Source organism: Brachybacterium sp. J144, assembly GCF_036321705.1.
Classification (GTDB): domain Bacteria; phylum Actinomycetota; class Actinomycetes; order Actinomycetales; family Dermabacteraceae; genus Brachybacterium.
This window is the reverse complement of record NZ_JAZDCG010000001.1, coordinates 271,818-289,527: the sequence shown is the minus strand read 5'-3', so window position 1 is coordinate 289,527 and position 17,710 is coordinate 271,818. Positions and strand designations below refer to the sequence as shown.

Sequence of the window (17,710 nt, the reverse complement as noted above, 5' to 3'; positions counted from 1 at the left end):
CCGCCCCCCCCCCTCCCCCGCCCCCCCGTCGCCGTCTCCGCGGGAGGGACATCTTCTCCTTCCGCGGGCTTCCGCGCGCACCCGTTGGCAGTTCGGGGGAGAATGGAGCAATGGCACCATTGGAGATCACTGCGTCCCGGGCGGATCCGGCACTCCTGGACCTGCCCTGGGAACGACCGCTCGAGGACTGGCCGGAGGAGATGCTCGCCGCGCTCCCCCGCGGCATCTCGCGCCACGTCGTGCGCTTCGTGCGGGTCTCGGGGCGCGTGCTCGCGCTCAAGGAGATCAACCATCAGCTGGCACGGCGCGAGTACGACATGCTGCGCGTCCTGGGCCGGCTCGGGATCCCGTGCGTCGAGCCCTTCGCCGTCGTCTCGGGCCGCACCGACGCGAACGGGGACGCGCTCGACGCGGTGCTGATCACCCGGCACCTGCAGTTCTCCCTCCCCTACCGTTCCCTGTTCAGCCAGGTGTCGCAGCAGGAGACAGCGCACCGCCTGCTGGACGCCCTCGCCGTGCTGCTGGTGCGTCTGCACCTCGAGGGCTTCTACTGGGGCGACGTGTCGCTGTCCAACACCCTGTTCCGCCGCGACGCGGGGGCCTTCGCCGCCTTCATCGTCGACGTCGAGACGGGCACCCTCTACGAGAAGCTCAGCGACGGCCAGCGCCGCTACGACGTGGACCTCGCCCGCACCAACATCATCGGCGAGCTGATGGACCTCCAGGCCGGCGAGATGTTCGACCCCGAGGCGGATCCGGTCGAGGTGGGCGACGACCTGGTGCGTCGCTACGAGTCCCTGTGGGATGCGCTGACCGCGCGGGAGCGCTTCGCGGCCGATGAGCGCTGGCGGGTCTCGGCCCGCATCGAGCGGCTCAACGAGCTGGGCTTCGACGTGGGCGAGCTGGAGATCACCACCGACCTCGACGGCACCTCGCTGAGCATCCGCCCGAAGGTGGTCGATGCGGGTCATCACGCCCGGCGGCTCATGCGGCTGACCGGTATCGATGCCCAGGAGAACCAGGCCCGTCGGCTGCTCAACGACCTCGACCAGTACCGGGCGGCGACCGAGCAGCAGGCCGAGGAGGAGGAGTTCGTGGCCCATGAGTGGCTGCAGCGCCAGTACGAGCCGGTGGTGCGGGCGATCCCCCGCTCGATGCGCTCGAAGCTGCAGCCGCCGGAGTTCTTCCACGAGGTGCTCGAGCATAAGTGGTTCTTGTCGGAGACCGCCGAGAAGGATGTCAGCCTCGACGAGACGGTGCGCCACTACATCCTCAACGTGCTGATCCATCGCCCCGACGAGAAGTCGCTCGTGACCACCGAGACCTCGGCTCTGCCGCTCTTCGACAGCTGAGCCCGGCCCCGATGGCGTCGACCCCGCGTGACCGTGCGCTCGCGAACCTGTCCCTGCGCGATCAGCTGCGGGTGGATCGTCTCCCCCAGCGGGTGGCCCTGATGATGGTGGGCCTGACCGGTTTCGGCCTGTCCCTCGCCCTGCTGCTCGAAGCGGGCGTCGGCGCGGCCCCCTGGGACGTGCTGCACACCGCGCTGGCGGGCCTGCTGGGCACGAGCGTCGGGTTCATGAGCATCGCCGTGAGCTTCATGCTGCTCCTCGTGTGGATCCCGCTGCGGGAGCAGGTCGGGATCGGCACCGTCTCCAACGCGATCTGGGTGGGAGCCAGCATCGACCTCGGCCTGTGGCTGCTGCCGAGCGTCTCGGGCCCGGTCGCCGGGATCGGCATGATGCTGCTGGGCGTGCTGCTCAACGGGATCTTCGCCGCGGTGTACATCGGAGCACAGCTCGGGCCGGGGGCCCGGGACGGCCTCATGACGGGTCTCAGCCGGAGGCTGGGGCGACCCGTCGGTCCGGTGCGGATCGTGCTCGAGATCGCCGTGCTGCTCACCGGCTGGGCCCTCGGCGGTCCGCTCGGCGTGGGGACGGTGGTCTACGCCCTGGGCCTGGGGCCGGTGATCCAGGCGACGCTCCCCTGGGTGACGATCCCGGTGCGCACCGTCGGCGGGCGGCCGGTCGGCCCGGCCGCGGGCACGAGCCGTGACGACGAGGACGGCGCCGGGGAGGATCCCCCGGCGCTGCCCGCCTGAGACGGAGACGCGGAGCTGCCCGCCCGAACTCAGGCGCGTCCCTTCTCCGCGCGCACCCCCGAGATCTCGTAGAGCGCGATCGCGGCGGCCACGGAGGCGTTGAGCGACTCGGTGCGGCCGGTCATCGGGATCGACACCACCTGGTCGCAGGTCTCCCGGGCGAGGCGCGAGAGGCCCTTGCCCTCGGCGCCCACGACGAGCGCCGCCGGCTGCGTGCCGAGGCTCAGCTCGCGCGAGGTGACGTCGCCGTCCGCGTCGAGGCCGAGCACGAAGACGCCGCGCTCCTTGAGCTCGCCGAGCGCGCGGTTGAGATTGGTGACCTGCGCGACGCGGACCCGGCCCGCCGCTCCCGCCGCGACCTTCCACACGCTCGCGGTCATCGAGACGCTGCGGCGCTCGGGCAGGATCACGCCGTGCGCGCAGAAGGCGTCGGCCGAGCGGAGGATCGCGCCGAGGTTGCGCGGGTCGGTGATGCCGTCGAGGGCCACCAGCAACGGCGGCTCGAAGGCGTCGGAGGCGATCTGCAGCAGGTCGTCGAGGCTCGCGTACTCGTACGGCGGGATCGTGAGGGCCACGCCCTGGTGGACCGCGTGGTCGGTGAGTCGGTCCAGGTCGGTGCGGGAGGCCTCCGCGATGGGCAGGCCGCGCGCGGTCGCCAGGCGCATGATCTCGCGCACCCGCTCGTCGACCTCGAGGCGCTGCATCATGGTCAGCTGGGTCGCGGGGACGTCCTCGGAGAGGGCCTCGAGCACCGCGTTGCGGCCAGCGACCTGATCGCTGCCGGGAACCTTGCGGGCGTTCTTGCCGCCCCGGCCGGCGCCGCCCTTGGCGGGCCCCTTGTAGGCCTTGTGGTAGGGCCGGTCCTCGGCCTTGGGGGTCGGGCCCTTCCCCTCGAGGGCGCGACGGCGCACGCCGCCGGAGCCGACGGTCGCGCCCTTCTTGCTGTGGCGCATGGCGCCGCGGCGCGAGCTGTTTCCTGCCATGGGGTGATTCTCCTCAGTGGGTGGTCTCGAGAGTCCAGCGGGCGCCGCCCTGACCGTCCTCGATGCGGATCCCCGCGGCGACCAGCGCATCGCGGAGGGCATCGGCGCGGGCCCAGTCCTTCGCGGCGCGGGCCTGCTCGCGGGCGGCGAGCTGGGTGGTGACGAGGGCGTCGAGCGCGGCGTGCTCGGCGCCGGAGGCCCCCGCGGCCGCGGCCCAGCGGGCCCCGAGCGGGTCCAGCCCCAGCACGTCGAGCATCGCACGCAGCCGGCCGAGGCCCGCGGCGACGGAGTCCTGGGCCCATCCCTCGGAGAGCAGCGTGTTCAGGGCGGACTGCTCCCGGTGGATCACCGCGAGCGCCTCGGGGACCGCGAGGTCGTCGTCCATCGCGGCCACGAAAGCGGCCGGGAGCTCGACCTCCGCGAGCGGGGCGTCGACGGCGGCCAGGGGGTGCCCGGCCAGCAGCTCGGCGGCACGGCGGGCGGTCTGCGTGAACCGCTCCCACACCACCTCCGCCTCGGCCATGGCGCGGTCGTTGTACTCGACGGTCGCCCGGTAGTGCCCGCTGACCAGCGCCAGGCGCACGGCGGGGGTGGGGTGGTCGGCGAGGGCGCGGGCGGCGGTGACGAAGTTGTCGAGGCTCTTGCCCATCTTCAGCCCGTCCACGGTGAGCACGCCCGAGTGCATCCAGCGCTGGGCGAAGCCGTAGCCCGCGGCGCGCGACTGGGCCTGCTCGTTCTCGTGGTGGGGGAAGCGCAGGTCGAGACCGCCCGCGTGGATGTCGAAGGTCTCCCCGAGGTACTTGCGGCTCATGGCGGAGCACTCGAGGTGCCAGCCGGGTCGGCCGCGTCCGAAGGGGGTGTCCCACGAGGCGGTCTCGGGCTCGGTGGCCTTCGCGGCCTTCCAGAGGGCGAAGTCGCGCCGGTCGCGCTTGCCGGGCTCCATCTCCTCGCCGGCGTCCTGCATGTCCTCGAGGGACTGACGGGTCAGCGCGCCGTAGTCCGCGAAGGAGGCGACGTCGAAGTAGACCGAGCCTTCCCCGTCGGCGTAGGCATGGCCCCGTTCGATGAGGCGCTGCATCAGCTCGATCATCTCCGGGACGTGCCCGGTCGCGCGCGGCTCGTAGGTGGGGCGACGGTTGCCGATGCGGTCCAGCACGTCCTGGAACTCGCGCTCGAAACGCAGCGACCACGCCCACCAGGGCGTGTCGGCCTCCGCCGACTTCGCGAGGATCTTGTCCTCGATGTCGGTGACGTTGCGGACGTGCGTGACCGCGTACCCGCTGCGCTCGAGCCAGCGCACCAGCACGTCGAAGGCGAGGAAGGTGCGCAGGTGGCCGAGGTGCGGGGCGCCCTGCGTGGTGGGACCGCAGACATACAGCGACACCGCCCCCTCGCACACCGGGGTGAACGGTGCAGTGGTGCGGGTGGCGGTGTCGTGCAGATGGAGAGTCACAGGGACCAGGGTACTGCCCTGGTGGGGGCTCACTCGGAGCGCGCGCTGACCTGCTTGCCGTAGAGCTCCTCGAAGGTGTCGTCGTAGGACACCGCCGCGGTGCGGCGCTTGCCCTGGACGGCCTGGACCGCGGACTGCGCGGTCTCGATCGTGGTCTCGGGGGCCTTGAGCCGCCGCACGACGAGGAACGCGATGAGGCCGGCGATCGCGCCGAGGAGGATGAACACGCCCGCGACGATCAGGTAGGCGCCCCAGGCGGGGATCCCGGCGGCCTCGAGCCCGCTCGCCGCGGCGAACAGCAGCATCACCCACGCCGAGAGCAGCAGGAAGAGCAGCACCGCGGCGCAGGCGGCGATGATGCCGACCTTGATGCCGAGAGCGGTGAGCTCCTTCTTGGCGATGTCGATCTCGTGGTGGACGACGCCGAGGGCCTCGTCGCGGATGGACTGGACGAGCTCGCCGATGGACCGCTGGGTGGGCGGCGTGCTCGGGTCGTTCGTGGTGTTGATCATGGTCGGAGCCTATCGCAGGGATGAGCAGGTGACGGGGGTGGGACGGCGGGGCCGACGGGTCAGTCGACCGAGATCCGCTTGCGCTTGGTGGACTCGGGACGGGGGCCGGCCGAGGTCGAGCGGCGCACCACCACGGAGGGGGCGACCGCGAGATCGCGGGGGGCGACCTCGTGGCCGGAGACGCGCTCGACGAGGAACTGCGCGGCGATCGCGCCGAGCCGGTCGGAGTTGGGATCGACGCTGGTGAGCTGCGAGATCCCGGAGTCGGCGAGGGAGGTGTTGCCGTAGCCGGCGACCGCCAGCTGATCCGGCACCGAGTAGCCGGCGTCGCGCGCGGCGGAGAGGACGCCGAGGGCGGTCACGTCGTTCGCGCAGGTGACGGCCGTGGGGACGCGGCTGCCGCGCAGCAGCATCGAGCCGGCGGTCTGCCCCACCTGCTCCGTGAAGTCGCCCGGCTCCACGCGGGCGGTGTCCTCGAGGCCGTGGCGGGCCATCGCCTTGCGGAAGGCGTCGGCGCGCTCGCGGGCCACGGCCGCACCGACCCCGCCGACGTGGGCGATCTCGCGATGCCCGAGGCCCACCAGGTGATCGACCAGCAGCCCCTGCCCGACCTCGTCGTCGATGCGGACCGTGTCGAAGCGCCCCACGAACTCCTGGGAGCAGCCAATGCCGACGAAGGGGCGGTCCCCGGTCGCGGCGAGCACGCCGTCCATGTCCGCGAGGTCCGAGATCATCAGGAAGCCGTCGACGCCGAGGCTCACGAGCGACTCGATCGCCTCGGTGTCCGCGGCGATCGGGTACTCGGGGAGCCGACGCCGGGTGGGGACGACCACGGCCGAGCGGCCGGTCGCGGCGAGCTCGATGCGGATCGCGCGCACGAGATCGGAGATCCAGGTATTGCGCATGGTGTTGACGAGCACCGCGACGACGCCGCGGTGGTCGTCCGCGTCGCTGAGCTCCTCGAGCGGGAAGCGGAGCCGCTCGGCGGCCTCGCGCACGCGCCGGGCCATGACCGGCTTGATCTCGTCCGAGCCGCGCAGGGCGCGCAGTGCCACGGCGCTCGAGATGCCGACCGAGTCCGCGACGTCGCGGAGGGTCGCGCGGGAGCCGGACGGCTCGGCGGAAGACTGGGGCTCGTCGGCGGAGGTGCTGTCCTGGGTGCTCATGGGTCCATTGAACCGCATCCCTGCGGGGGATATCCCCCGGCGGAGCGGCGGGCGCTCCCGGTGGGTCGGCGCCCCGCCCGGCCATACTGTCGATGCCATGGACGACACCTCCGCCGCGCCGCCCCGCTCGCGCCCACCGCGGCTCACCTTCACCGCCGTGCTCGGCGTGCTCCCCGCCTCGCTCCTCGCCTGGACCTGGGGGGTCGTGAGCATCACCCTGCTGCTGTCCGGTCTCGGCGGCCTCGCCGCCCTCGGCGCCGGCGTGCTGCTGCTCGTGCCCTGGCTGCTGCTGATGCGCGTGGTCGTGCGCTTGGAGCGCCGACGAGTGGTCGCCGTGCACCGCATGGAGGTCATCGTCCCGCAGCGCCGCCGGAGCCGGCGCACCGGTCTCGGTGGCTGGATCCACGACGCCTGGCTCGAGATCTCCTCCGGCCCGTACTGGCGCGGGGTCCTGCACCATCACCTGTCCCTGCTGGTCGCCGCGGTCTTCGCCGGACTCGCCCTCGTCCTGGCCTGGACGGGCTGGACCGCGACCGACATCGCGCTGCGCCACGGCGCGCTCGAGCTCGGGTCCGCCACCCTGCCGCGCTGGGGTCTGGGTCTGATCGGCGGGGGGAGCATCTTGCTGGCGATCCTGGCGCTGGTCCTCGGCGGACTCGCCGACCGCGGCCTCGCCCGCGGCCTGATCTCGGGCAACGAGGAGGACCTGCGGAGCCAGGTGGCCGAGCTCGCCACCCGGCGACAGGGCGCAGTCGACGCCGCCGCCCAGGAGCGGCTGCGGATCGAGCGCGATCTGCACGACGGGGTCCAGCCGCGGCTCGTCGCCCTCGCGATGACCCTGGGCATGGCCCGCTCCGCGATCCGCACCGACCCCGATCGGGCCACCGAGCTGGTCACCGAGGCGCACTCCGAGGCGAAGGCCGTCATCACCGATCTGCGCCAGCTGGCGCGCGGCATCCACCCGGCCGTGCTCACCGACCGCGGTCTGGACGCGGCGCTCTCCGCCCTCGCCGCCCGCTCCGTCACCCCTGTGGACCTCGAGGTGCAGCTGCACGGTCCCCTCGACGCCGAATGGGAGGCCGTCGCCTACTTCGTGGTCTCCGAGGCGCTGACGAACATCGCCAAGCACGCCGGTGCCCAGCGGGCTCGGGTCAGCGTGACCCAGGATCCGTCGACGTTGCGAGTGCGCATCGAGGACGACGGCCGCGGCGGCGCCCAGGTGCGCCGCGACGGGGTCTCCACCGGGCTCGCCGGGCTCACCGACCGCGTGCGCGCCACCGGCGGCCGGCTCGAGGTGACGAGCCCCGCGAGCGGCGGCACCGTCCTTCTCGCCGAGATCCCCACGACGCCCCCGTCGACCGCCGCGTCCGCTTCGGATCGTCCCCGCGCGCTGCCCGCCGCCGTGCGTGTCGCGGGCCCCGCCCCGGTGCCCGCCGCAGTGCCCGCTGCTGTGCCCGCTGCCGCTTCCGCCCACACCCCCGCCCAGGAGGACCCCCGATGAGGATCGTGATCGCCGATGACGCCGTGCTGCTGCGGGCAGGGCTCGAGCGCCTGCTGACCGAGGCCGGGCACGAGGTGCTCGCCGCCGTCGGCGATGCGACCGCGCTGCTCTCCGCGGTGACCGAGCACCACCCGGACCTCGCCGTGATCGACGTGCGCATGCCGCCCACGTTCACCGACGAGGGGGTGCGCGCGGCGACGCTCATCCGTCGCCAGGACCCCGACGTCGCGCTCCTGGTGCTCTCCCAGTACGTCGAGGAGCGGTACGCCTCGGAGCTGATCGCCGACTCGCCGCGCTCGCTCGGCTACGTGCTCAAGGACCGCGTCGCCGACGTCGAGGACTTCCTCGGCGTGGTCGACGAGGTCGGGGCCGGTGGCACCTGGCTGGACCCCGAGGTGGTCCAGCAGATCTTCATCCGATCCCGGCGGCGGCGCGTGCTCGAGGCGCTCACCCCGCGCGAGCGGGAGGTGCTCTCCCTCATGGCGCAGGGCCGATCCAACCAGGCCATCGCCGACACCCTGTTCGTCTCTGCCGGCAGCGTCGAGAAGCACATCTCCTCGCTGCTCACCAAACTCGATCTCCCGCCGGTCGACGGCGAGAACCGACGCGTCATGGCCGTGCTGCGCTACCTGGAGTCCGAGGACCGATGATGACCCCCACAGATCTCGCCCCCGATCCCCGCACCGCACCGGACGACCAGCGCGGGACCCGCCTGGATCCCGCCCGCAGGCTCCGCCCCGACCCCGGACTGGACGCGCTGTGGCGCGTGGCCGCCGCGATCGGCGCGGCGCTGATCGTCCTCCTCCTGCTGGTCGGTCTCGCCGGCTGGTCGCTCGCCCCGCGGCTCGACGCCCGCACCTACTCCGACGTCCCGGCGACCGCGCATCTCGGCTCCCCCACCGCGCTGCAGATCGACAGCGAGGTGAACGACGTCCGCGTGATCCGCAGCGACGATGCCACGGAGGTGACGGTGTCGCTGGTCGAGACGGGGGCGAGCACCATCCCGCCCGAGGGGACCACGGTCCGGGCCGAGCTGGCCGTCGAGACGGAAGGGACCTCGCGGAGCGTCACGGTGCGGGAGCCGCTGCGCGACTCCGCACTCCCCTGGGAGCGGCAGAACCACGATCTGCTCGTGGTCGTCCCCGCGGCCCTCGCGCCCGCGCTCACGCTGACCGCGGACGTCGGCGACATCGACCTGACCGGGGACTTCTCCTCGCTCACCGTCGAGGCGGGAATCGGCGACGTGACCCTCGATCAGGTCACCGCCCCCGACGGCCTCGGGATCCGCGCCGAGGTCGGCGGGATCGACGTCTCCCTCGCCGGCCCCGTGCCCGGCGGCATCGACCTGTCGACCTCGATCGGCGACGTGACACTGCGCCTCGCCCCCGATGCGGAGGGTGATGCCGACATCACCGCGGAGACCGGGGACGTCACGGTCCAGGTGCCCGGCTCGGCACGTCGGCAGGTCGAGGTCACCGCGGAGGCGGGCGCGACCCGTATCGACTCCCGCATCACCGGCGCCGCCGGCGAGATCGTCGGGACCCTGCGCGTGGACTCCTCCGTGGGGGACGTCATCGTCACCCGCTGAGCCCGAGCCCCGCACGACGGGGTACCGGATGACCCGCACCGGATGGCAGAGGACCCCGGGCCGTGCGTGCGGCCCGGGGTCCTCTCGGTTGCGGGAGGGGTCAGCCCTTGGGCTGGAGTCCCTGCTGGATCAGATCCATCACCGAGGCGTCGGCGAGGGTCTGGGTGTCGCCGACCTGGCGGTTTTCCGCGACGTCGCGGAGCAGGCGCCGCATGATCTTGCCGGAGCGGGTCTTCGGCAGCTCGGTGACCAGGAGGACCTTCTTCGGCTTCGCGATGGGGCCGATCTCCTTGCCGACATGGGCGCGCAGCAGCTCGGGGACCTTCTCCTCGCCGCCCGCCGCCTCGATCGCCGCATCGTTCCCGGAGCGGAGGATCACGAAGGCGACCGGAGCCTGGCCGGTCGTGTCGTCGGCCGCACCGACGACCGCGGCCTCGGCCACCCACTCGTGGCTGACCAGCGCCGACTCGATCTCCATGGTGGAGAGGCGGTGCCCGGAGACGTTCATGACGTCGTCGACCCGGCCCAGCAGCCAGATGTCGCCGTCCTCGTCGCGCTTCGCCCCGTCACCGGCGAAGTAGTAGCCGGGGAAGCGCGACCAGTAGGTCTCCTTGAACCGCTCCGGGTCGCCCCAGATGCCGCGCAGCATGCCCGGCCACGGCTGGTCGAGGACGAGGTAGCCGCCCTCGCCGTTGGCGACCGACTCGCCCGCGTCGTTGATGACGTCGGCGCTGATGCCGGGCAGCGGCACCTGGGCCGAGCCGGGCTTGGCGGCGGTGATGCCGGGCAGCGGCGAGATCATGATGCCGCCGGTCTCCGTCTGCCACCAGGTGTCGACGATCGGGCAGCGGTCCTGGCCGATGACGCGGCGGTACCACATCCAGGCCTCGGGGTTGATGGCCTCCCCGACGCTGCCGAGCAGGCGCAGGGAGGAGAGGTCGTGGTTCGCCGGGATGTCCTCGCCCCACTTCATGGCGGTGCGGATCGCGGTGGGCGAGGAGTAGAACAGCGAGACGCCGTACTTCTCCACGATCTCCCACCAGCGGCCCTGGTGCGGGGTGTCCGGGGTGCCCTCGTAGATCACCTGGGTGCTGCGGTTGGCCATCGGCCCGTACACCACGTACGAGTGACCGGTGATCCAGCCGACGTCCGCGGTGCACCAGTAGACGTCCGAGGACGGCTTGAGGTCGAAGACGTTGCGATGGGTGTAGGCCGCCTGGGTGAGATAGCCGCCGGTGGTGTGGACGATGCCCTTGGGCTTCCCGGTGGTTCCCGAGGTGTAGAGGATGAACAGCGGGTGCTCGGCCTCGACCCACACCGGCTCGTGCTCGGTCGAGGCGGTCTCGCGCGCCTCGTGCCACCACACGTCCCGACCCTCGGTCCAGTCGACCTCGCCGCCGGTGCGGCGCACCACGAGCACCTTCTGCACCGAGGAGGCGCCCCCGGCGAGCGCTTCGTCGACGGCGGGCTTGAGGGGCATCTGCTTGCCGCGGCGGTTCTGCCCGTCGGCGGTGATCACCACGCGCGCCTCGGCGTCCTCGATGCGGCTGCGCAGCGCCTCGGCGCTGAAGCCGCCGAAGACCACCGAGTGCGGGGCGCCGAGCCGCGCGCACGCGAGCATCGCGAAGACGGCCTCGGGGACCATGGGCAGGTAGATCGCGACCCGGTCACCGGTGCGCACGCCGAGGTCGGCGAGCACATTGGCCATGCGGGAGATCTCGTCCTTGACGTCGGCGTAGGTGAAGCGGGCGTCGGAGCCGTCCTCGTACTCGGCGAGCAGGGCGACCTGGCCGCCGTGCCCGGACTCGACGTGGCGGTCCACGCAGTTGTAGGCGGCGTTGAGGGTGCCGTCGCCGAACCAGCGGGCGAAGGGCGGGTTGGACCAGTCCAGGGTCTCGGTGAAGGGGGTCCGCCAGCTCAGCAGGCTCGCCCGCGAACGCCAGAAGGCGAGGCGGTCGCGCTCGGCCTCGGCGTAGAGCGAGGGACGCGCGACCGCGTTCTGCACGAACTCGGAGGTCGGGGAGAAGGTGCGGTTCTCCTGGCTGAGGTTCTCGATCCCGGGGGCTGCGTCGGACATCGGCTCTCCTGCTGGACGGGCCCCGACGTGCGGGGCGGGATGGACGGGGTCACCGTATCGCAGGAGATGCACGTCACGCCTGTCGTCCGCCGCCGGGCACCCCGGGGCCCGCGGCGCCCGGGCGACTACCGTGGGGCCATGCAGCTCTCCCCCGGCGCCCCCTCCCCCTCGCTCCTCGCGCCGGTCCGACTCGGCGAGCTCCCGTTGCGCAACCGGATCTGGCTCGCCCCGATGTGCCAGTACATGGTCGAGGCCGAGGACGGGGTGCCCACGGACTGGCACCTGGTGCACCTCGGCTCCCGCGCCGCCGGCGGCTTCGGCCTCGTCATCACCGAGGCGACGGCCGTCTCCCCCGAAGGGAGGGGAAGCCCGCTCGACCCGGGAGCATGGGGAGAGGAGTAGGCTTTCTTCCTCCTCTCCATAACTAATCCACCCTCCCCCACCCCCGAGGGGAGGATCAGCCCGCGCGACACGGGACTGTGGAGCGACGAGCAGGCGCGCGCCTGGGCTCGCATCGTCCGTTTCTGCCAGGAGCAGGGATCCCGCATCGCCGTGCAGCTCGCGCACGCGGGCCGGAAGGCCTCGACCTGGCCGGCGCTGCCCGCCTACTCCCGCCGCCGCGGCACTGTGCCAGAGTTCGCCGCCGGCTGGCGGACCGTCGGCCCGACCACGGACCCCTTCCCGGGGCTCGACGCCCCCGATGCCCTCAGCCGGGAGGAGATCGCCGGGGTCGTCGCGGACTTCGTGGCCGCCGCCGGGCGTGCCGAGGAGGCCGGCTTCGACGCCCTCGAGCTGCACTTCGCCCACGGCTACCTGGTGCACGAGTTCCTCTCCCCGCTCGTGAACACCCGCACCGACGAGTACGGGGGCGACGGGCCGGGCCGACGCCGCCTCGCCCGGGAGATCGCCGTCGCGGTGCGGGAGCGCTGGCCCGCCGATCGCCCGCTCATCGTGCGCCTCAGCGCGACGGACTGGATCGACGGCGGCTGGGACGTCGAGCAGTCCGCCGAGCTCGCCCGGGAGCTCGAGGCGGTCGGCGTCGACGCCCTTCACGTCTCCACCGGCGGGGCGGTCATCGCCGACATCGCCGTGGGCCCCGAGTACCAGGTGGGCTTCGCCCGCACCCTGCGCGAGGCGGTGTCCCTGCCGGTCGCCGCCGTCGGGCTGATCACCGATCCGACGGGCGCGCAGGCGGTCCTCGACCGGGGCGACGCGGACTTCGTGGCGATCGGCCGCGCGGCCCTGCGCGAGCCCGGCTGGCCGCTGCGCGCCGCCCACGAGCTCGGGGTGCGCGACGCCGCCCTCTACCCCGGCGCCTACCGACGCGGCTCGTGGTGAGCTCCCCGGGCGTGCGGGCGCCGATCGTGCTGACCGGGGCGACCGGTGGCGTAGGGACCGCGCTCGCGCTGCGCCTCGCCGAGCGCGGCGAGTTCCTGGTGCTCACCGCCCGCGACGGGACGCGGCTCGAGGCGCTCGCGGACCGGGTACGGGCTCGCGGCGGGAGCGCCGTGGTGCGCCCCTGCGACCTGCGGGACCAGCACGCGGTCGAGGAGCTCGCCGCGCGGATCCCCGCCGAGCTCGGCGCGCCCGCCGCGGTGCTCTCCCTCGCGGGGCACTCGATCCGTCGCCCCCTCGCCGACACCCTCGGCCGTCCCCACGACCTGGTGCGGCTCACGGGCACGAACCTGCTCGGGCCGGCCACGCTGATCCTCGGGCTGCTGGGGCCCATGCTCACGGCCGGACGCGGCAGGATCCTCGCCGTCACGAGTGCGACGGCGCGCATCCCCTCCCCCGGCTGGGCCGCCTACGGCGCGTCCAAGGCGGGCCTGGACGCCTGGCTGCGCGCCATCCGGCCCGAGGCCGCCGCGGCCGGGGTCGGCATCTCGATCCTCGAGCTGCCGCTGGTCGCGACCGCGATGGCGGAGCCCGTCTACGGCACCGCTCCGCGCGGGGCGCTCCGCCCGGAGCAGGCCGCCGAGCGGGTGCTGCGCAGCCTGGACCGCGGCACCGACCTCGCCTCCCCCGCCTGGGCCCGGCTCGGCGCGGTGCTCGCCCAGGCCGCCCCCACGCTGTCCGCCCGGGGCACCGCCATCGTCGGCCGGCTCGTCGAGCACGGTCTGCGCCGGGACGGCCGACGATGAGGCTGCTGCAGGCCGGCACGGCGCTGCGGCTGCGCGCCGCCACGCATCCCCGGGCCCTCGTGCTCCTCGATGACCGCGGGGAGCTGCGCGCCGGGGACCTCCTCGGGCAGGTCCACCTGCGCACGCGGCGGGGAGCCGCCCCGGTGCGCCTGGCCGATCTGCCGCCTCAGGCGCCGCTGCGCGAGGTGCTGCTCACCGTGCTGGCCGGGGACGGCACCCTCGAGCCCCGCTCCTCGGGGTCCACCGGCACCCCGCGCACCCTGCGCCGGGGTCCGCTGAGCCCCGCCCAGCTGGCCCAGCTGCTCGATCTCTCGCGTCGGATCGGACTGCGCCCCGGGCGGGTGGTCGCCTCCCTCGCCCCGGGCGTGCACGGGCACGGCCTCCTGATCGCCCTGGGCGCCCTCGCTCTGCGCTGCCCGCTCGTGGACCTCACCCATCTGCCGCCCCGACGCCGGATCGAGCTGCTGCAGCGCACCGGGCCGCACCTGCTCACCGGGCTGCCCGTGCACCTGCACGACCTGCTCGAGGCGGAGGGGACCTGGGGCGGGAACCGGGCACTGCGGATCCCGCGGGTGGTCTCCGGATCCGACGTCCTCTCCCCCGCCCTGCGGGCCGACCTCGCGCGGCGGTTCCGGGCCCGGGTGCACGACGTCTACGGCACCACCGAGACCGGATCGCTCGCTGTGGACGGCAGACCGCTCGCCGGCGTGAGGATCCGCGCCGCCGACGGCCTGCTCCGGGCGCGCACGCCGTTCACCGCGGGCAGGGAGCTGGTGACCGACCGCGGCACGGTCGATGCGCGCGGCCGGGTACGGGTGCTGGGACGGGCGGACGGCGCGATCGCCTCGGGCGGGATGATCCATCACCCGGCCGAGGTGGTGCGCCTGCTGCGCGCCCAGCGGGGCGTCGACGCGGTCGTGCTGCGGGTCGTGGAGGACGCCCGCCTCGGCGCCCGGACCGTCGCCGAGGTGACCCTCGATCCCTCGCTGAGCCCCGAGGACGCCGCGGCGCTGCAGGCCGACGCCCTGTCGCCCGCCGCGCTGCGGGCGCTGGTGCGGGACCGGCTCGGGACGGCCGCGGTACCCCGCGAGGTGCGATTCAGCAGTCCGGGACGCTGACCGGGACGCCCTGGCCGACGGTGATCGCGAGGCCGCCCATCGCCGTCTCCTTGTACCGCTCGTTCATGTCCTTGCCGGTCTGCCGCATCGTCTCGATGACCGTGTCGAGCGAGACGAAGTGCTCGCCCGTGCCGCGCAGGGCGAAGCGCGCCGCGGTGATCGCCTTGACCGCCGCCATGGCGTTGCGCTCGATGCACGGCACCTGCACCAGCCCGCCGACGGGGTCGCAGGTCAGGCCCAGGTTGTGCTCCATCGCGATCTCGGCGGCGTTCTCCACCTGGGCGGGCTTGCCGCCCATCGCCTCGCAGAGGGCGGCGGCGGCCATCGAGCAGGCCGACCCGACCTCGCCCTGGCAGCCCACCTCGGCGCCCGAGATCGACGCATGCTCCTTGTACAGCGAGCCGATTGCCCCGGCCGTGAGCAGGAAGCGCACGGCGATCTCGTCGGGGTCGACGCCCTCGATGTAGGTGGTGGCGAAGAACAGCACCGCCGGGATGATCCCGGCCGCGCCGTTGGTGGGCGCGGTGACCACGCGGCCGCCCGCCGCGTTCTCCTCGTTCACGGCGAGTGCGGCGAGGGAGACCCACTCGAAGGAGTTCATCGGCAGACGCACCGGGTCCTCGGCGGAGAGGGAGTCGTACCAGGAGGCGGCGCGACGGCGCACCTCGAGCCCGCCGGGGAGGATCCCGGTGGTGCGGATCCCCCGCTCGATGCAGTCGTGCATGGTGCGCCAGATGCCCAGCAGCCCGGAACGGATCTCCTCGTCGCTGCGCCACTGCCGCTCGCGCAGCAGCATCGCCTCGGAGATCGAGATCCCCCGTTCCTCGCACACGCGCAGCAGCTCGGCGCCGGTGGTGAAGATGGTGCGCCCCTCCTCCTCGGCGGCGACCTCGGCGATGGACTGGTCCATGTCCGCCTCGTCCACCACGAAGCCGCCGCCCACGGAGAACATGGGCCGGCGTGCGACCTCGTCGCCCGCGGCGTCCAGGGCCACGAAGGTCATGCCGTTGGAGTGCTGCGGCAGGAAGGTCAGGGGATGCAGCACGATCGTCGAGGGCCGCAGGGAGACCGGCACCCGCCCGTCGAGGAGCAGACCGCCCTCGGCCTCGATCCGTGCGACCCGCTCCCGCCCGGCGACCGGATCGACGGTCTGCGGGTCGGCGCCCTCGAGCCCCATCACCACGGCGTCGAGGGTGCCGTGCCCCGCACCGGTCGCGGCGAGCGAGCCGTAGAGGTGCACCGAGACGTCGGCGACGCGCGGTCCGATCGCGGGATCGGCGAGCACCTCACGCGCGAAGGTCGCGGCCGCGCGCATGGGACCGACGGTGTGGGAGCTCGAGGGTCCGATCCCGATCTTGAACAGGTCGAAGGTGCTGATGCTCATCAGCGGCCACCGCCCCGTCCGCCGCCGCGGCCCGAGGAGCCACGCCCGCCGGTGCCGCCTGCTCCGCGACCCCCGGCTCCGCGCGCGCCACCAGATCCGCGTGCGCCGCCGGCTCCGCGACCCCCGTCGCCGCGCGAGCCGCCGTCACGGGGAGTCTCTCCACGGGTGCCGGCACCGCGGGACCCGGCGGACCGGCCTGTCGCTCCGCGCGAGGCGCCCGCGCCACGGGAGCCGCCCGTGCCGCGGGAGGCGCCGCGCGAGGCAGTACCGCGGCCGCCGCTCTGCCCGGACCGGCCGCCGCGGCGATCCCCGGGTGCGGCCTCGGGCTCCTCCTCCCAGGAGGCGCGCCGCTCCTCGTTGGCGCGGCGCTCCTCGGCGAGGCGCCGGTTCGCGCCGCCGCGCTTGAGGTCGAGCTTGCGCGGGGCGCCCTTGTGCTTCTCGAGCGCGGGGTCCTCCGCGGGCTCGCCGCTCGGGGCACGGCCGCCGAGCCGCTCGAGCGCGGGATCCGCGGCCTCGGCGACATCGGACCACACGCCCTCGACCTCGGCGGCCTCGAGGATCTGCCGCGTCGAGCCGGTCTGGTGCGGCAGCGCGAGGGTCACCACGGTGCCCTGCGCCCCGGCGCGGGCGGTGCGGCCCGAGCGGTGCACGTACTCCTTGACGTCATCGGCCGGATCGACGTGGACCACCATCGTCACGTCGTCGATGTGCAGGCCGCGGGCGGCGACGTCGGTCGCGACGAGCACCGGATAGGCGCCCTCGCGGAAGCCGGCGAGCACGTTGGTGCGCAGGCCCTGCTGCTTGTTGCCGTGCAGCGCCGCGGCACGCACGCCCACCTCGACGAGCTCCTGGGCGACGCGCTCGGCGCCGAGCTGGGTGCGGGTGAACATCAGGGTGCGGCCCTTCCGGGCGGCGAGCTGGGCGGTGACCTCGCGCTTCGCGGCAGGGGAGATCGCGAGCACCTCGTGGGTCATGGTCTTCACAGCCGCGGCGACGGGGGTGGTCTCGTGGCTGATCGGATCCACGAGGAAGCTGTCCACGAGCTCCTCGACCTGGCCGTCGAGCGTCGCGGAGAACAGCATCTTCTGGGTGCCCATCGTGGTCGCGGCGAGGATGTCGCGCACCGCCGGCAGGAACCCGAGGTCGGCCATGTGATCGGCCTCGTCGATCACGGTGGTCTCGACGAGGTCGAGCTGGAGCGCGCCGCGCTCGGCGAGGTCGATGAGCCGTCCCGGAGTGGCGACCACGATCGCGACGCCGCGGGCGACCGCCTCGGCCTGCTTCTCGATGTTCATGCCGCCGGCGACCAGCTGGGCCCGCAGCCCCACCGCGCGCGCGAAGGGATGGATGGTGTCGACCACCTGCACCGCGAGCTCGCGGGTGGGCACCAGCACGACGCCGAGCGGGCGCCGACGGTGCTGCTTGCGCCCCCGGAACCGGCTGGTCATGGCGAGGGTGAAGGCGAGGGTCTTGCCGGATCCGGTCTCTGCCCGGGCCAGGACGTCGCGTCCGGCGAGGGCGTCGGGAAGGATCGCGGCCTGGATCTCGAAGGCGCGCGAGAGTCCCTGCTCGGCGAGCACGCCGAGCAGCTCGTCCGGCAGCGCCATGTCCTCGAAGCGCTCGGAGCTGTGCGCCGAGCGGCGGCGGGCCTTGGGCATGGTGATCCTCCTGACGAAGCGGGCAGTG

At 73.7% G+C, this 17,710-nt stretch carries 14 protein-coding genes and 1 pseudogene; 8 read left to right on the top strand and 7 right to left on the bottom strand.

The features are described from left to right. Positions 1-110 precede the first annotated feature (110 nt). On the top strand, positions 111-1,352 hold the full coding sequence (locus V1260_RS01260) for a DUF4032 domain-containing protein (protein ID WP_329744979.1): 1,242 nt from the start codon (positions 111-113) through the stop codon (positions 1,350-1,352). A gap of 11 nt (positions 1,353-1,363) precedes the next feature. Then, positions 1,364-2,101, top strand: coding sequence for a membrane protein YczE (gene yczE / locus V1260_RS01255; RefSeq protein ID WP_329744978.1), 738 nt, complete (start codon positions 1,364-1,366; stop codon positions 2,099-2,101). Positions 2,102-2,130: 29 nt separating this feature from the next. On the opposite strand, the gene rlmB is transcribed toward yczE, so the two are convergent. Genes rlmB through V1260_RS01235 form a run of 4 tightly spaced genes read right to left on the bottom strand, consistent with a single transcriptional unit; the run spans position 2,131 to position 6,215 of the window. Then, positions 2,131-3,084, bottom strand: a complete 954-nt coding sequence (gene rlmB / locus V1260_RS01250; protein ID WP_329744977.1) for a 23S rRNA (guanosine(2251)-2'-O)-methyltransferase RlmB — start codon at positions 3,082-3,084, stop codon at positions 2,131-2,133. 13 nt (positions 3,085-3,097) lie between these two features. Next, positions 3,098-4,537, bottom strand: coding sequence for a cysteine--tRNA ligase (gene cysS, locus V1260_RS01245; protein ID WP_329744976.1), 1,440 nt, complete (start codon positions 4,535-4,537; stop codon positions 3,098-3,100). A 29-nt stretch (positions 4,538-4,566) separates the two neighbouring features. Continuing rightward, positions 4,567-5,049, bottom strand: coding sequence for a phage holin family protein (locus tag V1260_RS01240; protein ID WP_329744975.1), 483 nt, complete (start codon positions 5,047-5,049; stop codon positions 4,567-4,569). 59 nt (positions 5,050-5,108) lie between these two features. Next, on the bottom strand, positions 5,109-6,215 hold the full coding sequence (locus V1260_RS01235; protein ID WP_329744974.1) for a LacI family DNA-binding transcriptional regulator: 1,107 nt from the start codon (positions 6,213-6,215) through the stop codon (positions 5,109-5,111). Between the two features lie 97 nt (positions 6,216-6,312). On the opposite strand from V1260_RS01235, the gene V1260_RS01230 reads away from it, so the two are divergent. Genes V1260_RS01230 through V1260_RS01220 form a run of 3 tightly spaced genes read left to right on the top strand, consistent with a single transcriptional unit; the run spans position 6,313 to position 9,304 of the window. Further along, positions 6,313-7,716 carry a sensor histidine kinase gene (locus V1260_RS01230; protein WP_329744973.1) on the top strand — a complete coding sequence of 468 codons (1,404 nt, stop codon included), beginning with the start codon at positions 6,313-6,315 and terminating at the stop codon, positions 7,714-7,716. Then, a complete protein-coding gene (locus V1260_RS01225; protein ID WP_329744972.1) occupies positions 7,713-8,366 on the top strand; it encodes a response regulator transcription factor in 654 nt (217 codons plus the stop codon). Before V1260_RS01230 ends, V1260_RS01225 begins: the two co-directional genes overlap by 4 nt. Continuing rightward, entirely contained in the window at positions 8,366-9,304 is a 939-nt protein-coding gene (locus tag V1260_RS01220) for a DUF4097 family beta strand repeat-containing protein (protein ID WP_329744971.1), read from the top strand. Before V1260_RS01225 ends, V1260_RS01220 begins: the two co-directional genes overlap by 1 nt. Before the next feature lie 100 nt (positions 9,305-9,404). Here the strand turns inward: V1260_RS01220 and acs are convergent, their stop codons facing one another. Then, a complete protein-coding gene (acs, locus tag V1260_RS01215; protein WP_329744970.1) occupies positions 9,405-11,381 on the bottom strand; it encodes an acetate--CoA ligase in 1,977 nt (658 codons plus the stop codon). Between the two features lie 138 nt (positions 11,382-11,519). On the opposite strand from acs, the pseudogene V1260_RS01210 reads away from it, so the two are divergent. The 3 genes and pseudogenes from V1260_RS01210 to V1260_RS01200 all read left to right on the top strand — a co-directional run bounded on the left by V1260_RS01210 (position 11,520) and on the right by V1260_RS01200 (position 14,640). Then, positions 11,520-12,719: pseudogene (locus tag V1260_RS01210) on the top strand (NADH:flavin oxidoreductase/NADH oxidase). Further along, positions 12,716-13,522 carry an SDR family NAD(P)-dependent oxidoreductase gene (locus V1260_RS01205; RefSeq protein ID WP_329744969.1) on the top strand — a complete coding sequence of 269 codons (807 nt, stop codon included), beginning with the start codon at positions 12,716-12,718 and terminating at the stop codon, positions 13,520-13,522. Before V1260_RS01210 ends, V1260_RS01205 begins: the two are co-directional and overlap by 4 nt. After that, a complete protein-coding gene (locus V1260_RS01200) occupies positions 13,519-14,640 on the top strand; it encodes an AMP-binding protein (RefSeq protein WP_329744968.1) in 1,122 nt (373 codons plus the stop codon). Before V1260_RS01205 ends, V1260_RS01200 begins: the two co-directional genes overlap by 4 nt. Here the strand turns inward: V1260_RS01200 and V1260_RS01195 are convergent. After that, a complete protein-coding gene (locus tag V1260_RS01195; RefSeq protein WP_329744967.1) occupies positions 14,621-16,024 on the bottom strand; it encodes an L-serine ammonia-lyase in 1,404 nt (467 codons plus the stop codon). The genes V1260_RS01200 and V1260_RS01195 overlap by 20 nt on opposite strands. Continuing rightward, complete coding sequence (locus tag V1260_RS01190) at positions 16,024-17,682, bottom strand: DEAD/DEAH box helicase (protein WP_329744966.1); 1,659 nt, start codon at positions 17,680-17,682, stop codon at positions 16,024-16,026. The genes V1260_RS01195 and V1260_RS01190 overlap by 1 nt, the downstream gene beginning before the upstream one ends. Positions 17,683-17,710: the final 28 nt, after the last annotated feature.

Coding starts and splice junctions, on each gene's coding strand:
- V1260_RS01260 (WP_329744979.1), top strand. CDS start 111: ATGGCACCATTGGAGATCACTGCGTCCCGGGCGGATCCGGCACTCCTG.
- yczE (WP_329744978.1), top strand. CDS start 1,364: ATGGCGTCGACCCCGCGTGACCGTGCGCTCGCGAACCTGTCCCTGCGC.
- rlmB (WP_329744977.1), bottom strand. CDS start 3,084: ATGGCAGGAAACAGCTCGCGCCGCGGCGCCATGCGCCACAGCAAGAAG.
- V1260_RS01240 (WP_329744975.1), bottom strand. CDS start 5,049: ATGATCAACACCACGAACGACCCGAGCACGCCGCCCACCCAGCGGTCC.
- V1260_RS01235 (WP_329744974.1), bottom strand. CDS start 6,215: ATGAGCACCCAGGACAGCACCTCCGCCGACGAGCCCCAGTCTTCCGCC.
- V1260_RS01230 (WP_329744973.1), top strand. CDS start 6,313: ATGGACGACACCTCCGCCGCGCCGCCCCGCTCGCGCCCACCGCGGCTC.
- V1260_RS01225 (WP_329744972.1), top strand. CDS start 7,713: ATGAGGATCGTGATCGCCGATGACGCCGTGCTGCTGCGGGCAGGGCTC.
- V1260_RS01220 (WP_329744971.1), top strand. CDS start 8,366: ATGACCCCCACAGATCTCGCCCCCGATCCCCGCACCGCACCGGACGAC.
- acs (WP_329744970.1), bottom strand. CDS start 11,381: ATGTCCGACGCAGCCCCCGGGATCGAGAACCTCAGCCAGGAGAACCGC.
- V1260_RS01200 (WP_329744968.1), top strand. CDS start 13,519: ATGAGGCTGCTGCAGGCCGGCACGGCGCTGCGGCTGCGCGCCGCCACG.
- V1260_RS01195 (WP_329744967.1), bottom strand. CDS start 16,024: ATGAGCATCAGCACCTTCGACCTGTTCAAGATCGGGATCGGACCCTCG.
- V1260_RS01190 (WP_329744966.1), bottom strand. CDS start 17,682: ATGCCCAAGGCCCGCCGCCGCTCGGCGCACAGCTCCGAGCGCTTCGAG.